Genomic DNA, 19,760 nt, shown 5'->3' with positions numbered 1-19,760 from the left:
ATTTAATCTATCAAATGAGGGTTTTAAATGACGAACAGGACTTGTATGAAATGCTTGATATCCGGGAGAGTACAAGGTGTCTGGTTTAGAGCCTCAGCGCAAGAAGAGGCTGAAACGTTAGGAATCGTTGGTATAGCTCGGAATTTGGCTGATGGTCGTGTTGAAGTTCAAGCTTGTGGCAATGAGTCGCAACTTGAGAAATTTTATGAGTGGCTACAGCATGGGCCGAAGTTAGCGCAAGTAGAGGATATTATCCGTGAAAGCATGCCGTGGAAAAATTATGATGGGTTTAAGACAGAATAACCCTTTTGGATTTAGACTTGAATAAGGAAAGTGAATGGTTGAAATGAATGCTTATGAAACAGCACGCGAACAATTTAAAACATGGGAAAAGCAGCTTAAAGAAAACATTCTACGACCTGAATCGAATTTAATGCATACCTATTGTTTTTATTTGTCAGAGGACACTCATTTTTTAAATGCGCTGCAAACCTTTGCGAGCCAAGTTGCTAAAGAACTTGAGCCGATTGTGCGTGAAAACAATCAGGATGAACACCTCCCAAGGCTACAGCAATACGATGCAATTGGTGAGCGTAAAGATGTGGTGAATCATAATCCTTTGTACGTAAAAGCAGGGGATATTATTTATGGATCTGGATTAATGGGGTACTTAAATAAGCCAGGTCAGATGCTTAAAACATTAAGCTTATTTATACTTTCTTCTCATGCAGGCGAAGCAGGTCATAATTGCCCAATAGCATGCTCTGCTGGGGTGATGAGGATATTAAATCATCATTCCGACTTAAAAGAAAATGACGAATGGGTTGAAAAACTATCACTACCTTCTTTTCGTGAAAACTTTACCGGCGCGCAATTTTTAACCGAAATTCAAGGAGGCTCCGATGTGGGCGCAAATGCATCCTATGCCTATCAGGATGAAGAAGGTCATTGGCGAATCACCGGTGAAAAATGGTTTTGTTCTAATGCGAATGCCGAGCTTATCTTAATGACGGCGCGTTTTGATCAAACCATAGCAGGTACAAAAGGTCTTGGCTTGTTTTTAGTGCCGCAAACGTTGCCGAATGGTAGCCCGAACCATTATCGAATCCGACGGTTAAAACAAAAATTTGGCACGCGCTCAATGGCAACCGCTGAAGTTGATTTTGAGCACGCATTGACTTACCCCATGGGGAAATTGGAACAAGGCATTAATCTTGTCATGGAAAATGTGCTGCATTTATCGCGTATTTTCAATGCCTTTTCTGTGTTGGGAATGGCACGTCGAGCGTATCAAATTGCTTATTATTATGCACTTAATCGCCAAGCGTTTGAGCATAAAATTATTGATTACCCTTTAGTTAAAGAATCTCTTGCCACGATTAAAGCGGATATCACAGCAATGATTGCCAGTGTATTTCACATGGCATGCTTACAGGATGATTTCGATTCTTCTTCAACGTCCCAGCAGAGCCAAGAAAAACAATTGTTGTTACGAACCCTCGCGAACATCAATAAGTATTTTACCGCGAAATATTCGGTTGAAAACATACATCACTGCTTGGATGTGTTAGCGGGTAATGGCACGATCGAGAGTTTTTCTTCATTACCAAGATTGCTTAGAGATTGCATCGTTTGTGAAAACTGGGAAGGCACGCATTTCGTGTTATGGATGCAGGTGTTAAAAGATATACATCGATTTCATGTGGATGATATTTTCTTATCGCATCTACGCGCATTAAGCGTGCAACAACCCAAAGATTCGTCCTATAAAAGTGTTTTTGAAGGTAAAATACAAGCGTTAGAACAATCACTTGCGCATTTAAAATCATTACCCCTTGAAGAACAGACGTTGACTTTTAAAGCTATTGTAGAGAGCATGGCAACCTTATTAGCAGCCTTATCTCTGGCACGGGAAGTGCAGGATGAATCGGCTCCTTCTGAAAAGAAAGCTTGCTTAGAGCTTTTTGTGCAACGATATTTAATTCAAGAAACATTAACCTTTGAAAGGCATATGAATCTGATCAATAGAGTTCTCTTACTATACTGACCTTGGCTTGCCATAATATACCCAAGATAAAAGACGTTCATCATATATCTTTAAGGTGCATGAGGATGGACGTTAGTATCCTTACTGATTGGAATTCAAGAGAATAACCTCAACCATATTGGGCATGAAATTGTTCTAATAATTCTAAGGAAAAGGGTGTGGCTATACTCTTGGCTTGAGCTAATTTAATTAGCTGTACATTCAAATAGGGGAGTTCTGTACGCCGACCATTCATAGTATCCATATACATGGATGAATAATTACCGTCTGTTTTTTGAATGACTTCAATGATGGTGTTAAATAGCGATTCTTGTGTCATTTCAACACCATATGCATTAAGCACCACAGTGATTTCCTGAGTATTTCTGCGGATCTCATCCAGTCGCTGCAGTAAATCTCCATTTTTGCATTGATAAAGCGCTGTAAAAATATTGATGGCACAATTTAGAGCAAATTTTTTCCACATTAAGGGATAGATATCATTCTGCCAGAGCGTATTTAGTTTCGTTTGCTCAAAGGTCGTCTTAAGATGTTCAACTTCTGCTGGAAAAAAATGCCCATTTAGAATGCCTAATTGCAGTGTTCCATCTAGAAACGCTCGAACTCTAAAAGAACGTTCTGCGTAAGCCCCTATAGTGCTGATGCCTACAACAATTCTAAGATTAGGTAAAATAGCTTTAATCTCTTCGACTACTCCAAGACCATTATGAATTAGAACCACCATCGCACTGTCTGCGAGGAATGGTTTAAGGTTTTGGATGAGGGGAGCAATATCAAATGCTTTGCAACAAACGACTAGTTGATGTATGGAGGATTCTTCAAGATTCGAGGGTATTTTTGCGTTCGGCATACAGTAATATTGGTTTTCATTGGTACTAAGATGTAGTCCGTTATAGCCATCGAGCTGGGCTTGATTTTTAAGGAGTAGGCTAACGGATTGTCCACTTTGATGCATCATGGTGGCCATTAGAGTGCCTATAGCTCCAATACCAGCGACCCACCAGATATTTTGCTTGCCCATATATTTAGTTACCAAATTCAAAACAGCAATTCTATCGCGCCGTTAGCAAAATACAATAAGAACAAAAACAGCTTGGAAAAAGGATAGGCAGTGCAGTTATCCGCATGAAATCAGTATTTAAAGGAAATACACACAGATTTATCCACAGATTTTGTGGATAACGAATAAAGTGAGCCACGGTGGAAAATAGTAAAATAAATAAATGGGTGCGTGGATTTTAGGGAGAGAAGACTATTAATATTTCGAATAAAAAAGGATTGGTAAATTAAAGTTATCCACAATTGTATTTAGTGGTTTTTTTAGATAATAGGTATCTTATCTAAAAAAAAATAAAAAAGAAATGCTTTAAGAAGAAAATATTTGATAGTTGAGCAATCTCCTTCTTGCTCGCTTTAAAAGTTTTCGGAATAAGTATTTTTTACTCGCTAAATTTTCTTAAAACGCGTCCCTAAACGGACTCAATGCGATAGACGGATTTGGCGTTATGAAAAAAATTATGCTTGTTCTGATTGGATAGTTGATTCAATAGGGTTTGATAAAAATCCAAATGTTATGAACACTGGTAAAAGCTCCATCGGTTGGTAATTGATTCTTACGAAGCAGAGATTAGGAGCAAAGTGCTCTAACTAAGGTATCTACGTACCGAATAAGTTGGGCCGCTAATAATCGTTTAAAAATGACAGCAGCACTGCTATGACAAAGATTAACAGGTTATTTCCAACGGGTAACCACATTGACGTCAATATTGAAGAGATCGAGTACTCTTCCAACGCTATGGTTAATCAAATCATCCAGCGATAGGGGTTTATTGTAAAAAGCGGGCACTGGAGGGGCAATAATACCGCCCATTTGGGTGATTTTAAGCATATTTTCAAGATGCGCGGCATTAAGAGGTGACTCACGAACCATGAGAACTAACTTACGACGTTCTTTTAGGATAACATCAGCCGCACGCGTCAGTGCGTTGCCCCCAAATCCATGAGCAATTTCCGCTAAGGTATGCATAGAACAGGGTGCGACGATCATACCAAGCGTCGTATAAGAACCGCTGGCAATGGAGCAACCCACATCATGGATATGATGATGACGGTCAGCTAGTTTACTTAACTCATCAGCACTCATGTCTACTTCATATTGTCGAACTTGGTGAGCTGCTTTAGTAACAATTAAGTGTGTTTCAATCGGTAGGGGACGAAGTAATTCTAGTAGCCGAATGCCGTATTGAATTCCACTTGCACCAGTGATGCCAATAATAATACGCTGTTTAGGTTCGATTGATGTCATTAGGGTCGCTATTTTGTGTAACTTATTCTGCCATTATAAATCATTGTATTAAACTATACCCGTTCGCATTTTAAAAAATTCGCAAGGGAATAATGAGCCATTACTCGCATTTTTAAAATGCGACAGGACAAAAAATAAAGACGCCTAAAAACACGAATTTTGAACGATCACGGCTATATTCCTAAATTGTTTGTAAAGTAAAAGTTCACTTAGTATAATGCGCCGACTTTATCAGAGATCAAGCTGAGGAAAAATGAAAAATAAGAGTTTAATGGTTGGGGCAATTTTGACTACTATCAGCCTGTATAGCTATGCAGAATCAAATAACTGTGAAAATTTCAATGTGCTCATTACTAATAACACCAATCATACCTGTAAATTATTAAGACATTCATTAAACTCAGGATATTATAAATATACCTCCAGCGTACCAGCTTTTATCCCAGCGAATACAACCACATACCCCATTACTTTGACGCAAGGCATGATGGGTCCGGAACTGATTTTATCATATGAATGCGGAGATAGAAAAATAATTACCCTAAGAAGCAAACAAAATCTTTGTTTTTTCCATGCCGGAGATGTACAGGGTCAAGTGCTTGAATTGCATCATTTAAATGCAGACTATACTGGCCATGTGGGTAGTTTTTTCTGGTCACAACATGGTACATTGCAATGGATAATTACGGATTAAAAAACTTAGGAGAGGTTGCCTAGGAGAATGCTAGCCAGTAAGGCAAAAGGAACCCTTTATACTGGCGTTGCCAATAATCTTGTACAATGAATATATACCCGTGATCGTTCAAAATGCGTGATTTATGCGGCTTCTTTTTCGCCCTGCGGCATTTTAAAAAACTCGCAAAGGAATGAGCCATTACTAGTTTTTTAAAATTCGACAGGACAAACAATAAGGCGCCTAAAAACTTGAATTTTGAACGATCATGGGTATACCAGCACAAGGAAGGTTTGGCCGAAGGATTTAAAAACTAACGCGTAAATTCTTATTTTGAAAAAAAGCTCCCTTTTTCTAAGCTGATATCCAAAATACTTCAAAATGCAACGGTTATGCGGATACTTTTCCCACCCAAGCGTTGAGAAAAAGTTCGCGATAGGGCGGGTTGTTAGTCGCTTTCCTGAATCCTTAGGCAAATAAATTATATTGCCTAAAATATCGCATTTTGAAGTATCTTTCCTATAGTTTTAGTATTAGTTAATAAAATGATATTCTGAATTATTATTCCAAGGACGACCACATATGAATATGAGCACCATTAAAAGAAGCGTTGCTTCCTTCTTATTTGTTTTGCTTGCTTTGGTTCCAACGGTTCTCTACAGCGTTTCTTTAAAAGAGGATCTCGATTCGCTAATTTCTATTGAATTACCACAAGCTTCTGTTGGTGTTGTGGTTAAAGATATTGAGACTGGGCGATCTATTTATGAACAAAATCCTAATAAACTATTAAGCCCTGCCAGCGGTATGAAACTCTTTACAGCTGCCGCATCTTTGTATCGGTTCGGTCCAGAATATCATTATAAAACCTCGCTGTTAAAAGATGATCGCAATATCTATCTGCGTTTTACTGGCGATCCCTCACTTTCAAAAGAAGATCTCATTCGATTGATACAAGCACTAAAAGAGCATTCCATTCAATCGATTAAAGGAAATATTGTCGTTGATGATTCAAGATTTAAACCACCTTATTACGCTGCCGGCATTAATTATGACGATTTGGGTTGGTATTATGTTGCGCCTTCTTCAGCAGTCATTTTGAATGAGAATAAAGAAACGTTTGACTTTATCAGCCCCAAAAAAATTGGGGAACAGGTAACCATTAAAACTAAGAATTCCAATCCGCCTGTTAAACTGATTAATAATTTAATTTCAGTTAGTCATGCCGAGGAACGTAATCACTGCAATTTTAATATCGATATTAAGCCAGATAATACTCTGAGACTTTATGGGTGTTTACCGCAATATAAAGAACCCCGTCGCTTGGCGTTAGCCATTCCTGAACCTGTGCTCTATGCTAAAGCGATCATTGAACAGGCATTAAACGCAAACGGAATTAAATTAGAAGGGCGAATTATTACCGGTAAAACTCCAGATAGCGCAACACTCCTCGCTAACCATCAATCCCCTGAGCTGATTAAGTTAGTGGGGCATATGTTAAAAGAATCAGACAATGTATATGCAGATAGTTTAACGAAATTGCTCGGATATTCTTTAACTCGCGAAGGAACGTATAAGCAAGGGGCTTATGCTATTAAACAAATAATCGCTAAGCATACCAGTCTGGATACAAAAAAGATGGATATCTCAGATGGGCAAGGTACGCGGTATAATCTCATTACACCGGCTCAAATGGTGGTTTTATTAACAGATTTATACAATGATAAGTCTATTTGGCCTTACTTATCCGAGGCGCTTCCAAGAATGGGACAATCCGGCTCACTTCAAGCGCGAATGAAGGCAACCGATCTTGAAAACAAAGTGCTAGCTAAAACGGGGACCATGCATGATATGTCCTCATTATCAGGCTATTTGATTACCCCATCAGGGAAGCATTTAGCGTTCTCGATTATTATTAACAATGTCCATTTATCCATCGGTAAAGCAAAACAGTTAGAAGAAAAGATGTTGCTTACTTTGTTAAAGCATATTAATTAATGTTTATTTAGATGGCTCGAAAATCGAGAAAGGTAGGGAATAAATCGATCCAGAACAACCCACTTGGCTTGACTTGTTAAGGCCATCTCTGAGTCTGTTAATTGGTTAAGTAGGGATTAGGTAGTGCGAAGGAAAACTTTCTGGTGGACTGGAAAATCTATGGTCAATGAGCTAACTCACTGAGTTTATCAGATCTTAATGGGATACACACAGGCTTATCCACAGAATTTGTGGATAAGCCAAATGAGTGGTTAAGCAATTAAAAGTGCTGCAACCCTTTACGAGCATTGGTGTGTTGAGGAAAAATACTGTAAAGTCAATATAAAATTACCACTTGCTTAAAAAAAATATCCACAACGTTTTCAGAGCAGATCGGTAATCAAATTACTAGCTCCTAGACGAAACCAATCATTCGAAATAGAGCGATTTAAAACACACTCAGCAAGGTGAATATATTCTAAAGCCTGGGCCTTTGTTTTTATTCCACCTGAGGCTTTAAACCCACAGAGAAGTTCGGAGTCTTTTATGGCTTGCAACATAGCAAAAGCGGATTCTATGGTTGCACCGACAGCAATCTTACCTGTTGAAGTTTTAATAAAATCGCAACCCTGGCGAATTACTTCTCGACTTAAGGTATAAATATATTCGGCTGAGGGTAGTGCGCCTGTTTCTAAAATTACCTTAAAGGTGATGTTGTGTTGTTTGCATAATTGATAGTTGCGTTTACAAAGTGATAACGCTAATTCCTTATTTCCATTAACATAGTTTTGATAAGGGAACACATAATCAATTTCATCGATTTTGTATTGATTAATTACCTGTAATATAGATTGTTCTACTTCATTTTGTGGGTTATTTCCAGTTGGGAAGTTAATTACCGTCGCTGTTTTGAAAGGACGAGGGTATGAAAGACTTGATAGATGATTCGGCAAAATGCATATGGAGGCTACATCTAAGTTTGATCCAGTGTGTTGCAAGTGAAGAATATCTTCTTCAGTCGCAGTATTTGAGAGTAATGTTAAATCAATTAATTGTAGGATTTCTTGATTGCTAACCGTTCTTAGAGTGCGATTAGCAATCAATTGATTCGTTTGCTCAAGTTGTTCGGATAAATTCATGCTAGCTCAGCGACAAACTGTTTTACTAGCAAGTTCAATTTTTCAGCGGCCTGAGTTGCCATTAGCACTACGGCATCATGGCTGTGACTGGTTTTGGCAAGGCCAGTTGCATAGTTGGTGATGGTGGCAATCACGGCAACCTTCATGCCACAATGATTAGCCACTAAAACCTCAGGAACGGTAGACATACCAACAGCGTCAGCGCCTAAAATCCGAAAAGCCTTAATTTCAGCCGCAGTTTCATAGTTTGGCCCCAAAACAGAGATGTATACCCCTTGATGTAAATTAATATTTTCCTTATGGGCTATTCGAAGCAGTTTTTCTCTTAAATAAGCATCATAAGCATTATCTAACGGAAAAAATCTAGGGCCAAAATCATCTTCATTGGGACCAACGAGTGGATTACCTGGCTGTAAATTAATATGATCATTTATGAGCATCAATTCCCCAGGTCCAACGTCTTCTCGTAATGATCCGGAGGCGTTGGTTGCTAAAAAATAATTACATCCAAGCACTTTTAACGTCCGAATGTACGTTTTAACGGCTTCAAAGCTACGTTCACCCTCATAACTATGGGAGCGACCTTGTAAACAGACAACTCCAACGCCATATAAGTAGCCCAATACGAGATTACCACCATGACCGTGAACAGTAGGTTTTGGAAATCCGGGCAATTCGCTGTAACTGATTATTATTGAATCTTCAAGTTGCTCAGCAAAGCTTCCTAAACCAGAGCCCAACACAATACCAATGCTTGGGCTAAATAAGGGAAATCGCTTTTGAATAAGTTCAGCAGCCAAATAGGGATTGGATATGGTTTCAGTCATTGTTACTTCCAGAACTAGGTTTAAATGTAAACGCTAAAGGCAGTAGCTCACTGACTGCTAACGTTTTTAAGATTCGATTGTGATCGCATAAATGTACTTTTGTATCTTCGGTTGCAAATTCGAGGATGCGTTGTCGACAAGCTCCACAGGGCGCACATAACGTGTTTTCGCCATTCATTAAGACCACATCTTGAATAGTGCTTTTCCCACTCGCAATTAGCTGGGCGATAGCCGATGTTTCAGCACACGTTGTTAAGCTGTATGAACAGTTTTCAACGTTTACCCCTGTGTATAAAGATCCATCAGGGCTACTTAGACAGCAGGCCACTTGAAAGTTCGAATAGGGGGAGTAAGCGTTGTTTAGAGCATCACGAGCTTTTTTAATCATCAAGGAAAGTTTATTATTCATGTTTTTATCCTTAGCGCATAGCGAACTATACCCATTATGAATAAAACGAACAAGGATTTTTATTTTATCTTAACGCTTGAGTTTGATCATTTGTTAAATCGGTTGCAGGCCTGGGGATTCTAATAGGTGTCCGCCATAAGGAACTCTGGGAATTTGTCTCAGTCAGTTCAACGGTTAACCTCTGTTCAGGTTGAACACCCATTTTTGAGGAGATTTCAGAATAAGTCGTTGAAGGCAGCACATCTGGCTCAAAATGAGTAAAGATACTTTGCTTCCAGTAATAAAAGGCTAAGAGGGTTAAAGCATTTCCATAGAGGGCGGATAAAACAAAGGTAATGAGTGCGGCTGGTGGAAAAAGAACGGCAATGGTGGTTGTGATGGCAGTGATAAGGCTAACACCGAGAGCTGTAAATGTGTATCTTAGATACATGGCCTGCCGTTCGGATGAGAAGTTTTCCTCATAAGCAGGGGGGTGTTTGTAACGATGATATTCACTGATGGCCCAGAGAGCATTACTCAGAGTAAACAGCCACACTGAAACGAGAATCAGCGCGGGATTAACTAAGCATAATATTGTGGAAAATAAGCCTATAAAGGAAGCCAGTTGATACTGTTCTTTAAATTCTGTAAATCCATACCAACGATCACGTTTTCGAGGGTGATCAGGATAAAATATTGTGGCTGCATACCAGGCCATATATCCAATTGAGTAAGCCAATAATGACATAAGATCAAGGATTGGCCTCAGAGCTAATAATGGAATGTATCTTAGTTTTGAAAGAAATAAGCCGCCAAGAAATAAATTTCCACTTATCTTATTTAAAAATACAGCCTTTTTATTCAAAGCGAGACTCCTTTAATTGAGCGTTCATCATTTCAGAAAAACAATCCAAATTCAATATTTCTGGCTTGACAGATTTAATAAGTCAGCCAAGTAGGCGGAAGATAGAATTTTGGTTGCGATCACGGGTATATCTGTTCGAGAGATCTTGTTTGAAGAGTACGTTCAAGTTGGTAATTACTCTGGGTTAAGCAGGGCTGTCCCATCAAAATCACGTCTTTGCGAACGAAGTGAAGCAATCCAGGCCGATGTGCATTAAAAAACATCGAACTGGATTGCTTCGCCATGGCTTGCAACGACGAGTTTTGAGTTAGAAAGGGTCAACTATGCTTATAAGTACACATAAATTTATGGTGGGACAGCCGTGCTGGGTTAAGCGACTACCTAGACTTACCGTTTCATCTATGATGAAATCCGATAGACGGGTTAGTTTTCAATCCATAAAGGGTGGCTACTATGAGACGATTAATATTTCCTGTGATTTTAAGTTTGATTCCCTCCGTGGTTTTGGCCGATAGCGCTTGTGGCTACCTGCGTGTTTCGATTCAAAATTACAGTGGCGGGGCTTGTAAGCTCAAAGCCGCCAATTTTATGAGTGGAACCTTGGCTTCAGGTCAAGTTCCAAAACTTATTTCTAACGGTGAAACCACACCGAGCTTTCAAATGCAACAAGGCTATTTGTCTGGCCCCGCGGCCCAATTAGTCTACACCTGCAATAATAAATCTGTTTCATTAATTTCTAAGCAACATCTTTGCTTTTTAGCTGCAGGGAATGTAACTGGGGAAGTTTATACGATGAATAACCTTCATGCAAAGTATGTCTCTTCTCAGGGAAGTTATTGGTCTGCTCAGCCTGGAGCTATCTTTTGGACCATTCTTTAGAATGGCTGAAGTCTTATCGCGTTGGTCATAGTGTTCGCCTGGTTTTGAGGATGCTGCGGTCAAACCCGCAGCCATGATGAAGGGAGCCCAGGCCATGATTAAGGTCTTAAGCCTCTCGGCATTAATGCGATCGAGGGGATAAATTCCTTCGCTTTAATTGGGCTAAATTAAGCGGTTTCTGCTTTATGCATCGATTGCGCAGTAAGTAGCTCTTCAAAATTTGAAATCACATTATCTGCGCCGTTTAATTCGTGCTTATTATGGGTTGTAGCCAGTGCTGTTACTTTTAAGCCAGCTTTTTTTGCGGCGTCTATCCCATAAGGAGAGTCTTCAAAAGCTTGACAATGCTTCGGCGATACACCAAGTCGATTTATTGTAAGTAGATATCCTTCTGGTGAAGGCTTTCCGTACTGAACCTCTTCAGAAGTGACTATTACATCAAAGTAATGGGTTAGATTGCCTGATTTAAATCGTTCGAGCACTGGAAGGAGCTCTGTTTTGGTGGAGCCAGTGCAGATGGCTATTTTTATGCTCTTTTGATGAAGGTTTGTAATAAATTGTTCTACGCCTGGAATAAAGGGTAACTTATTTCGGCTATTAATTAGATATGCATAACTTTCAATTTTTTTATCGATGAGGGAATTGATTTCTTTCGGAGAAAGATAGTGGCCTTGACTCATAAGTAATTGGGGAAACATTTCTTTATCAGATAACCCTAAGTAGTCTGCCATATATTCAGAATAAGTTATTGATAAACCCAATGTCTTTAAGGACATACAGCAAGCTTCATAGTGGAGCGGTTCACTGTCTAAAATAACTCCATCAAAGTCAAATATTACCGCTTCAAGCATAGTATTCTTAGTGTGTCAGTATCTCAAAATAGACGCTTATAGTACTCTTTCATTATATCATTTAAAAGAAATATTTCAGGAAGTTAATGATTTATCGATTCAATTATGAAGTTAAAAATTTAAATTTACAGCTGACCAGGTTTGCAATAATAAAATAATTGTAATGATTCCAGAACCATAAAGAAACCAACGATAATTTGCTAAACCCGCGACCGGCAATTCCTCTCTGAACACGTTTAATAAAACCGACCCGGCTAAAAAAGCAACCATGAATGCAGCAACGACTACATTGACAGGATCAAAAATGACTGAAAATAGCCAGCCTAGAAATAAAAAACTGATTAAAATAAATCGACCAAGGTGATTAAATAAGTTTCTATAAAGACGTGAAAATTTGCGATCGGTAAGAACAAAATGTAAGGCCATGGAAAAAGTAAAGAGAATAGTCGCACTAAGGCTTTCCTGAACTCGCAATGACATGGTGTATGTGATTAAAAAGTTATAAAGACAAAACATTCCAAGATGAAGCCCGTATACGAGCCAATAATTTTGCTCCGCCTGTTGATATCGCTCTGCGGTTAGTTCAAGACCGTAATAAACAAGAAAACCAATTAATGCGACGATATAAATGGTTAATTCAGTAAATGGGGTTAACCAATCTTGATTCACGAGAAATCGACCTATAGGCTCATTGTATTCCACTAATTCGGGCAACATGTGTAAAAACACATAAGCAACGGCCGTACCGCCTGCAAAGGAGACAAATATTTTTCCTCGCCCCGGAAGGTGGTCGGCAAACCAAGGGCTTAAGTAATGAAATAACATTAGGATGAGGGTTGCGGTTAATGCAATCCATAAATGAAGTTGACTAATCCATATCATGGTTTTGTGTCCTAATTAAACGTCCAACCTATAGAAAAACTTGCTTCGTAATTAAGTTTATCTTCAAAACTTACCCATTTTTGATACGCTGGTATTGCAACACCAAACTGAAGGTACAGGTGTTCCGTGGCATAAATTAAGGAGGGGGAGACGAAGATAATGTTGTTACCTGAGTTGGGTTTTACAAACTCTCTGGCTGCATCAAAGCCAAAATACATTCCGTTGACTTCAACCAGCGCAAACCAATAATAACGATCTGAGACACTATAGAGATTTCTACCAATACCAGCATCGTAATAATAAATAAGATTCAAATCGGATTGATTGTTTGGAGGAATCCAGGTAATGCCTGGAGAGATAAATCCATACCAATCCACATACATGCGTGCAAAGGTTCCGCCCATAAAAACTGAAGCAGCGCCAAGTCCTGTGCTGGGCTCCTTTTTGGCAGAACCAGTAGGGACTGTGCCAGCTACAACCACAGTCGCTTGATCGGTATATCGGCGATTAGACCCATTATAAAAGGCGTATTCAAATTGAACATCGGTGTCGGATGGCCCATAGGAACGTGATGGCTTTTGGTAGTACAGTACCGCAATAGGGGTATTGATTAGCATGGTGAGGTTATCAGTAATTCCATAAACGTAAAGGGGTGAAATGGTCCACTGATATTGCTGAAACCCGTTTAAATAGGAGGGGTTTAAAAACAACTGAGATTGGTTGCGATCAATTGTGAATTGACCAAATGCAAACAGCGGTCCTGGTTGCTGCGAGCCTTGGACTGAATAGTTGCCAATATTGGGGGGTTGAATTACAGTGTTGGACGACTGTTCTACCGTTTCTGATGCATAAGAACTAGAACCATAAATCAGCAAGGGTAATAACATTATGGCTTGTAAAGCCCTTATGCAGTGAATTGGCATGGATGATTAAAACTAATGAATAGCACGATACATAAAAGATTACACAAGAATTCAATATAAAGCGAGACAGAACCAAGCTGGATTATGAGCTTCTCAAGCATGTGCCGCACTATGGAGCGTTTTAAATTCCGCACACTCATCTATTAGAACAAATTTCTCTTGCGTTGGGTCATAAGCGTGTAATTCCCCGGTTCCAATATGATAAACGAAGCCATGAATTTTTATTGAACCGGCTTCTAGCGCCTCTTTTACACGAGGGTGAGTTTTTAAATGTTCAATTTGTAGTAGAACGTTCTCTTCAATCGCTTTTTGGAGTTTCTGGCGAGGATCACGAATGTCTTTAATCTTCTCTAACACGGGAGATGCGTGCTTTAAATATTGTCTAATTATAGGTGAGTCCTCTACCATTTCCGGGTTAATTAATGCCTTCATCGCACCACAATCTGTATGACCACAGACAATTATTTCTCCAACCTCAAGGTACTTTAAAGCATATTCGATAGTGACTTTTATCTCGGCTTCTGTCGGTTCTGGTGAAATAATGTTCCCAACATTGCGATGAATAAATAGCTCTCCTGGTTTGGTCTCGGTAAATTGACTCGGAACGACTCTTGAATCACAGCATGTCAAAAGCCACGCATTAGGGTTTTGTCCTTCTTCCAGAGATTTGAAAAAACGACATTTTTCTGGCGATTTAATTGATTCACGAAATTTAGTATTTCCTTGGCCTGCACGATACATGGTTATTCCCCTCGTCTAAATTCTAGAAAAATTAAGCAAAATAGGCACTTCTTGAATTCTTAGTTCACATTGTCTGTACTTGCCTGTGTTCAACATCTTCATCATCACTATCATCGCTGGAATTAGAAAAGCGATGACGAAACACGGGTGGATGATGAGGTGCATTCATTGTATTGGCAGCGATTGATTCCGCTCTAGATTGAATATCAAATTCATTATGAATGTCTTTTAAATCGTTACATACTAATTTAATGCTTGATTTTAACGAGTTGAGTTTATGTAATTCAGTCGCATTTCTGACCGCTTCCACCGCAACAACAATAGCTAGGACGGTAGCAATCCCTAAAATGCTTAAACCAAGCACCGGAAGCGCAGAAAACCCACTAATCACCCCCAGCCCTGAGAGCAACCCCATAAATCCAGCTGAACATCCAGCAATTGAGCCAAACGCTCCTGCAAAGGCGACAAAACCGGTTTTAAAACTACTTGAAAACGGCAAAGGACTTAAGGGTATCTCTAAAACGACTCTATGAATTAGTGATTGAATGTATAGGGCTATAAATTCCTGATTATTGTTATGTTCCATTTTTTGCATTATAAATGCGGACAATAATTCATTGGATTTCTTAGGTTGTCCGGACTTGAGCAACTCCTCCAAGATCTTAAGTGTATTTGGCGACTGAAATTTAGTTGGGAATTTTTTTGCGGCTCTTATTTTAGAATTAAGTCGGCTGTTTATATAACTAAGCGCATCATGAGCGTTGACCTCTTTGCTTTCTAATTTACAATGGGCTAAATACCCTTGATAGCTATCTTCAAGTAATTGATTGACTTCAATATTTAATCTTTTAATATATTTATTAATTTTTTCCGAGGCAGCCGTATTTTGTTTTAAGGCATTTTGATAAGAAATCAAAAAGATTCCACAGCAAATGCCACAAAACAGTACACTAGCAATAGAGCCCGTCGCAAGGGCTACCGTGCTCCCAGCTGCGATGCCTAATGAGGATGTGAGGATCCCAAATAAAGGCCATGCCACACCAGCTCCAGTGCCAACGCCATCCAAGGTTGATCGTATAAGCTGCATTTTTAGCCCCTTTTTGTTAAATATGCTCTAGAATAAAACAGGTTTGTGAACCGCTCAAGAGGGTGGTAAAAATATATACCCAAGATACTTCAAAATGCGTGATTTTAGGCGATATAATTTTTTTGCCCAAGCGTTGAGAAAAATATCCGCATAAAAGTCGTATTTTGAAGTATCTTGGGTCTATTGTTAACCAGGGAAGGCTCCTGAGTCTGAGCTTTGGCCTTTTCTCAATGACATAATCGGTTCGACCTGGTTGTTTAAAATTGCACTCAGTTAGCGATTAATTATAAAATGCTCAAATTGAATGACGCAAGGAGAGCGCCTTGAATGCAATTCTCACAAACACCATAACGGACTTACTATTGGCCTTTTGCTTGTTTTATTTTTTTATTGTCACCTTAATGAATCGCATCAAAGGCAATGAAAAATTCACTCGCTTTATAGTGGCTTTCTTTTTTGTCACGTTTGCTCTTAGTTTATTAAGTTCTGTCGCTCATTGTTTAACAGATCGGGTATCTAATCATGCTTTAGAGCGGTTATGGTTAGTCATAGCCTTTGGGATTGTATACTTAAATTACTGCGTTATTTACGCCATTAAAGTACCTGATTCGATCCGAATGTTAGTTCTCTTTATCTCGTTATTGCTCTTGTATCTTTTTACAATTCATGATGAATACATGTATATCGCTATTTCCATGCTTTTTATTTATAGTTTAGCCGCCGTTTATACCGAAAAACTGACCAAAATTGGGTTTCTTGCTGTGTTGCTTTCAAACGTTGTCTGGATTGTTTTACGCGAAGGGGCAAATTATGAATTAGGGTATACTTTACCTCCTGAGTATCGTTATGATAACGATGTTTATCATATTTTATTGCTGATATCGATGTATCTTATTTATCGCTCTATTCATGAAGGGGATTGGTCTTATCCTTAGTGGTGAGTTTTAAAATTTTTTTACAAATATGTCTTTACATAAATCCTGTTTTAGCACTATATTTCGAGGGTATAAAGGGGGCGTTACTGTAAGGTGGTACAAGTGACCACTTGCACTGATTGTATCACTTTTCGGACTTATAAACCCAGGCGTTTCCTAGCATCGTTCTTGCTCTTGATGAGGCCATCATGTCTCTAAAAAAAAATTTGATATCAACGTTTTTGGTTAAATTATCGCGGGTAATGGTAAAAGTTGGTTGCATGATATTGGGTGCAGTTTCGACATTTGCTTCCGATAGTCGTGTCAAAAAAAGCTATACAAAAACTAAAAAACCACCCCGTAACGTTTGTTAACATTGAGTAGCTGAAGTGAAAGTGCTGAACATTAAGGCTCATAACTCTCTTATATGAGCTAAAGCGGCTTTTCCTAACACAGATAACTCATATCCTCCTTCTAGCGCTGAAACAATGCGACCATCGCAATGTTTATCAGCTAGGTGTTTAATTTTTTTCGTGATCCATGAATAATCTTCTTCTGTTAAATTAAAATTAGCCATGGCATCGGCTTTATGGCCATCAAATCCTGCGGAGAAAAAAATAAACTCTGGTTTGAATGCATCGATTGCGTCTAGCCAATGCGTTTCAACTTGCTGGCGATATGTGATACTCCCAGTGCCTGCGGCGAGGGATAGGTTTAATAGATGATCATGTTCTGTTGCAAAAGGCTTGTTTGGGTAGAATGGATGCTCAAATGATGAGCAGAGTAACAGGTTGTTATTGTGTTTAAACACCGCTTCTGTTCCATTGCCATGATGAACATCAAAATCCACGATAGCAATTCGTTGTAACCCATAGTGCTCAAAAGCGTATGCCGCGCCAATTGCAATATTATTAAAAAAGCAAAATCCCATCGCTTGGCTGGGCTCTGCATGATGGCCTGGTGGACGTACATTACAAAATGCAGCATGACATTTTTTATTCATTATCAGATCAACGGCTAGAATAACACTACCCGCGGCTCTTAATGCTGCTTCTATAGTATGTGGATTTAGGCTGGTATCGGGATCAAGGGTTACCAATCCCTCCTTAGGAGACAAATTGAAAAGATGTTCCATATAGTTTGCCGAATGAACACGCAATAAATCTTCACGTGTCGCTTTAGGAGCTTCGTAATAATGTACCTTATCCTGTAATGATGAGTGTTTAATGGCGTCTGCAATGACTTGAAGGCGCTCGGGGCGTTCAGGGTGAAGGTTCCCCATATTATGTAACAAACAATCCTTGTGTGTGATAAAAGCAAGCATCTTCCGTCCTTTCGCGACATAAATGGCAAGAATACTTCTTGTATATACCCATGATCATTCAAAGTGTGGCACGGCGAAAAAGAAAAAGTATTAATCACGCATTTTGAACGATCACGGGTATATCATTAATTTATTGACCGAAATGCTTCATGGTCTGCATTATAGTCAAAGTCATGGGGGGTATAACTAATCGTTTTGTCTATACTCCGAGTCTCTTTAGGTCGCTTGTGATTTGATGGTTGATTTCCTCTTTTTTCGTTATTGCTCTGTTCCAATAATCCTTTGCGCTGTTTTTTCATGATCCTTCCTGATTCAAAAAAAATCTTGTTAGTTAATAATAGGACAAAAATGACGAATTATGTAGTCTTGGACTTCGGTCATTTTTAATTTGAGCCAGAAGGTGCTGTCTTTGCGAACAAAGTGAAGCAATCCAGAAGGATTTTCAATAAGAGTTCCGAGCAGGATTGCTTCGCTAACGCTCGCAAAGACGCATTATTAAACAATTTTATAAAAATGGCCAAAGTCCAGGTAGTTATTGACTAGGTGTTTTAAGCTGTTCTAAAGAATTAAAATTAGATAGGGATCATTAAAAAGTCAATTAGGGGGGTAGTGAGCAGAAAAAAGCCTGATTCCGAGTAATCAGGCAACCTTACTCAAAAGACCGATGATTAAATCTAGAAAAAGCAGTAAGCCCTACTATGAAGGCTACAAGCTCAACTGCTTTTCTAAGTTAAATAATTACCGCGGTGCCGTAACACAAAACCTCTGTGCCTATCTGCCCCAACTCGCCAGCATCATATCGCATCGAAATTACAGCGTTTGCTCCAAGTTCTTCGGCGTGCTTTAACATTAGCTCAAAGGCTTCCTCTCTGGCATGCTCGCACATCTCGGTATACGATCCAATTTTTCCACCAACAATGGATTTTAACCCGCCCATTAATCCTTGGGTAATTGTTGGCGAACGAACCACAATTCCGCGTACAATGCCTAAATATTGTTTAATGGGTTTCCCTTCAAAGGAATTACTTGTGGTGACCGGGATTGACATTGGCACTTTCCTTGTAAATGTTAAATTAGTTTTTTAGCCCAACAGTCGGTGTAAGTTGATCAATATATTCATTGATTTTGGCCAGCATCTTTTCTGGCGTTAAAGAACCAAAATTAATTTTAGCTTGGGTATCGGAATTGTTTAAATAATCTCGAAATGTTTCTAAACAAGTTTTTTGCTCAGCAGGCGTTTTCTCGCCTAATCGTTGTGATAGTTCTTGATAAAGTTGGCTGGATTTTGGATCTTTACTTATCCAGGCACTTTTATAATCATTTTCAATTCTCATTAATACAAACAAATGAGCGCCATCAATAATGGTTAAACTGTCTCTCAGCCGAGTTTCTAATTTATGATAGTCCTTTTTTAAGCCGACTAATTTTGAAGCGGGGATATTCTTGGGAGAGTTTAGGCTTTGTGCAATAGAGGTTATAAAAGCAATTCCCTCAGGGCGTTCCGTGTTTATGCTTGGGGTAATGAAAAACCTGAATCCTGAAAGTTGTTGTTTCTTTCTCTCATCATAAGCCGCGGGTAAGGTTTGAACTGAGGATAATCTCGCATCAATTTCTTTTGACAGACGTTGATATTTGTTCGTCCATTTAAGTAAGTTTTTATCATGGGTATTAGAGGGATTAAATCCATAGAATCGATGTTTTTCTCTTTCAGGCTTATAAGGCCCAGGAGCTTTGCTTATCAATAGTGATTTCATAATATTTCCCTAAATTAGTAAACACTGATGCCAATGTATCATTTTTGTTTAAAGATCATAAGTGGGTCGCTCAAAATTTAAGTAATAAAATCAAGTTTTTTGTTGAGATTGAATAATATCGAAATTATTTTATTTCATTACTAACTGAACAATGATAAAAATGCAGGGTAACCGCATCTAAATTTTA

At 38.9% G+C, this 19,760-nt stretch carries 20 protein-coding genes; 6 read left to right on the top strand and 14 right to left on the bottom strand.

The window, feature by feature from the left end:
* Nucleotides 1-27 precede the first annotated feature (27 nt).
* Both E1O47_RS00475 and E1O47_RS00470 read left to right on the top strand, forming a co-directional pair.
* Nucleotides 28-303 carry an acylphosphatase gene (locus E1O47_RS00475; RefSeq protein ID WP_133129306.1) on the top strand — a complete coding sequence of 92 codons (276 nt, stop codon included), beginning with the start codon at nucleotides 28-30 and terminating at the stop codon, nucleotides 301-303.
* A 34-nt stretch (nucleotides 304-337) separates the two neighbouring features.
* Complete coding sequence (locus tag E1O47_RS00470) at nucleotides 338-2,047, top strand: acyl-CoA dehydrogenase family protein (protein WP_133129305.1); 1,710 nt, start codon at nucleotides 338-340, stop codon at nucleotides 2,045-2,047.
* 109 nt (nucleotides 2,048-2,156) lie between these two features.
* Here E1O47_RS00470 and E1O47_RS00465 read toward each other — a convergent pair whose 3' ends face one another.
* Entirely contained in the window at nucleotides 2,157-3,068 is a 912-nt protein-coding gene (locus E1O47_RS00465; RefSeq protein WP_133129304.1) for a ketopantoate reductase family protein, read from the bottom strand.
* A 711-nt stretch (nucleotides 3,069-3,779) separates the two neighbouring features.
* The gene (locus E1O47_RS00460; RefSeq protein WP_423202741.1) at nucleotides 3,780-4,343 is read right to left on the bottom strand and encodes a UbiX family flavin prenyltransferase; all 564 of its coding nucleotides are present in this window, start codon (nucleotides 4,341-4,343) and stop codon (nucleotides 3,780-3,782) included.
* 262 nt (nucleotides 4,344-4,605) lie between these two features.
* Here E1O47_RS00460 and E1O47_RS00455 point away from each other — a divergent pair, with 262 nt between their 5' ends.
* On the top strand, nucleotides 4,606-5,046 hold the full coding sequence (locus E1O47_RS00455) for a hypothetical protein (protein WP_133129302.1): 441 nt from the start codon (nucleotides 4,606-4,608) through the stop codon (nucleotides 5,044-5,046).
* A 561-nt stretch (nucleotides 5,047-5,607) separates the two neighbouring features.
* Nucleotides 5,608-7,020, top strand: coding sequence for a D-alanyl-D-alanine carboxypeptidase/D-alanyl-D-alanine endopeptidase (gene dacB, locus E1O47_RS00450; protein ID WP_242601942.1), 1,413 nt, complete (start codon nucleotides 5,608-5,610; stop codon nucleotides 7,018-7,020).
* A 362-nt stretch (nucleotides 7,021-7,382) separates the two neighbouring features.
* Here dacB and deoC read toward each other — a convergent pair whose 3' ends face one another.
* The 4 genes from deoC to E1O47_RS00430 are packed head-to-tail and all read right to left on the bottom strand — an operon-like array spanning nucleotide 7,383 to nucleotide 10,218.
* The gene (deoC, locus tag E1O47_RS00445; RefSeq protein WP_133129301.1) at nucleotides 7,383-8,138 is read right to left on the bottom strand and encodes a deoxyribose-phosphate aldolase; all 756 of its coding nucleotides are present in this window, start codon (nucleotides 8,136-8,138) and stop codon (nucleotides 7,383-7,385) included.
* The gene (locus E1O47_RS00440) at nucleotides 8,135-8,965 is read right to left on the bottom strand and encodes a purine-nucleoside phosphorylase (RefSeq protein ID WP_133129300.1); all 831 of its coding nucleotides are present in this window, start codon (nucleotides 8,963-8,965) and stop codon (nucleotides 8,135-8,137) included. The genes deoC and E1O47_RS00440 overlap by 4 nt, the downstream gene beginning before the upstream one ends.
* On the bottom strand, nucleotides 8,958-9,416 hold the full coding sequence (gene cdd, locus E1O47_RS00435; RefSeq protein WP_278025347.1) for a cytidine deaminase: 459 nt from the start codon (nucleotides 9,414-9,416) through the stop codon (nucleotides 8,958-8,960). Before cdd ends, E1O47_RS00440 begins: the two co-directional genes overlap by 8 nt.
* A 22-nt stretch (nucleotides 9,417-9,438) precedes the next feature.
* Nucleotides 9,439-10,218: a hypothetical protein gene (locus tag E1O47_RS00430; protein ID WP_133129298.1), complete on the bottom strand. Its 780-nt coding sequence runs from the start codon at nucleotides 10,216-10,218 to the stop codon at nucleotides 9,439-9,441.
* A gap of 453 nt (nucleotides 10,219-10,671) precedes the next feature.
* On the opposite strand from E1O47_RS00430, the gene E1O47_RS00425 reads away from it, so the two are divergent.
* Nucleotides 10,672-11,097, top strand: coding sequence for a hypothetical protein (locus tag E1O47_RS00425; RefSeq protein WP_133129297.1), 426 nt, complete (start codon nucleotides 10,672-10,674; stop codon nucleotides 11,095-11,097).
* 167 nt (nucleotides 11,098-11,264) lie between these two features.
* Here the strand turns inward: E1O47_RS00425 and E1O47_RS00420 are convergent, their stop codons facing one another.
* From E1O47_RS00420 to E1O47_RS00400, 5 genes are all read right to left on the bottom strand, one after another.
* A complete protein-coding gene (locus tag E1O47_RS00420; RefSeq protein ID WP_133129296.1) occupies nucleotides 11,265-11,948 on the bottom strand; it encodes an HAD family hydrolase in 684 nt (227 codons plus the stop codon).
* Between the two features lie 111 nt (nucleotides 11,949-12,059).
* On the bottom strand, nucleotides 12,060-12,830 hold the full coding sequence (locus tag E1O47_RS00415) for a ZIP family transporter (RefSeq protein WP_133129295.1): 771 nt from the start codon (nucleotides 12,828-12,830) through the stop codon (nucleotides 12,060-12,062).
* A gap of 11 nt (nucleotides 12,831-12,841) precedes the next feature.
* The gene (locus tag E1O47_RS00410) at nucleotides 12,842-13,717 is read right to left on the bottom strand and encodes a hypothetical protein (protein WP_133129294.1); all 876 of its coding nucleotides are present in this window, start codon (nucleotides 13,715-13,717) and stop codon (nucleotides 12,842-12,844) included.
* 129 nt (nucleotides 13,718-13,846) lie between these two features.
* Nucleotides 13,847-14,494, bottom strand: a complete 648-nt coding sequence (locus E1O47_RS00405; RefSeq protein WP_133129293.1) for a carbonic anhydrase — start codon at nucleotides 14,492-14,494, stop codon at nucleotides 13,847-13,849.
* A gap of 64 nt (nucleotides 14,495-14,558) precedes the next feature.
* A complete protein-coding gene (locus tag E1O47_RS00400; RefSeq protein ID WP_133129292.1) occupies nucleotides 14,559-15,581 on the bottom strand; it encodes a hypothetical protein in 1,023 nt (340 codons plus the stop codon).
* A gap of 323 nt (nucleotides 15,582-15,904) precedes the next feature.
* On the opposite strand from E1O47_RS00400, the gene E1O47_RS00395 reads away from it, so the two are divergent.
* On the top strand, nucleotides 15,905-16,516 hold the full coding sequence (locus tag E1O47_RS00395) for a DUF6962 family protein (protein ID WP_133129291.1): 612 nt from the start codon (nucleotides 15,905-15,907) through the stop codon (nucleotides 16,514-16,516).
* A 391-nt stretch (nucleotides 16,517-16,907) separates the two neighbouring features.
* On the opposite strand, the gene E1O47_RS00390 is transcribed toward E1O47_RS00395, so the two are convergent.
* The 3 genes from E1O47_RS00390 to E1O47_RS00380 form a co-directional block, all read right to left on the bottom strand.
* Complete coding sequence (locus E1O47_RS00390) at nucleotides 16,908-17,819, bottom strand: histone deacetylase family protein (protein ID WP_133129290.1); 912 nt, start codon at nucleotides 17,817-17,819, stop codon at nucleotides 16,908-16,910.
* Between the two features lie 730 nt (nucleotides 17,820-18,549).
* Nucleotides 18,550-18,867 carry a YbjQ family protein gene (locus E1O47_RS00385; RefSeq protein ID WP_133129289.1) on the bottom strand — a complete coding sequence of 106 codons (318 nt, stop codon included), beginning with the start codon at nucleotides 18,865-18,867 and terminating at the stop codon, nucleotides 18,550-18,552.
* A gap of 25 nt (nucleotides 18,868-18,892) precedes the next feature.
* The gene (locus E1O47_RS00380; protein WP_133129288.1) at nucleotides 18,893-19,573 is read right to left on the bottom strand and encodes a hypothetical protein; all 681 of its coding nucleotides are present in this window, start codon (nucleotides 19,571-19,573) and stop codon (nucleotides 18,893-18,895) included.
* Between the last annotated feature and the right edge of the window lie 187 nt (nucleotides 19,574-19,760).

Source organism: Legionella yabuuchiae (genome assembly GCF_900640115.1).
In the GTDB taxonomy this organism is placed as follows: Bacteria; Pseudomonadota; Gammaproteobacteria; order Legionellales; family Legionellaceae; genus Legionella_A; species Legionella_A yabuuchiae.
The sequence above is the reverse complement of the archived record's forward strand: the minus strand, read 5'-3'. Positions and strand labels throughout refer to the sequence as shown.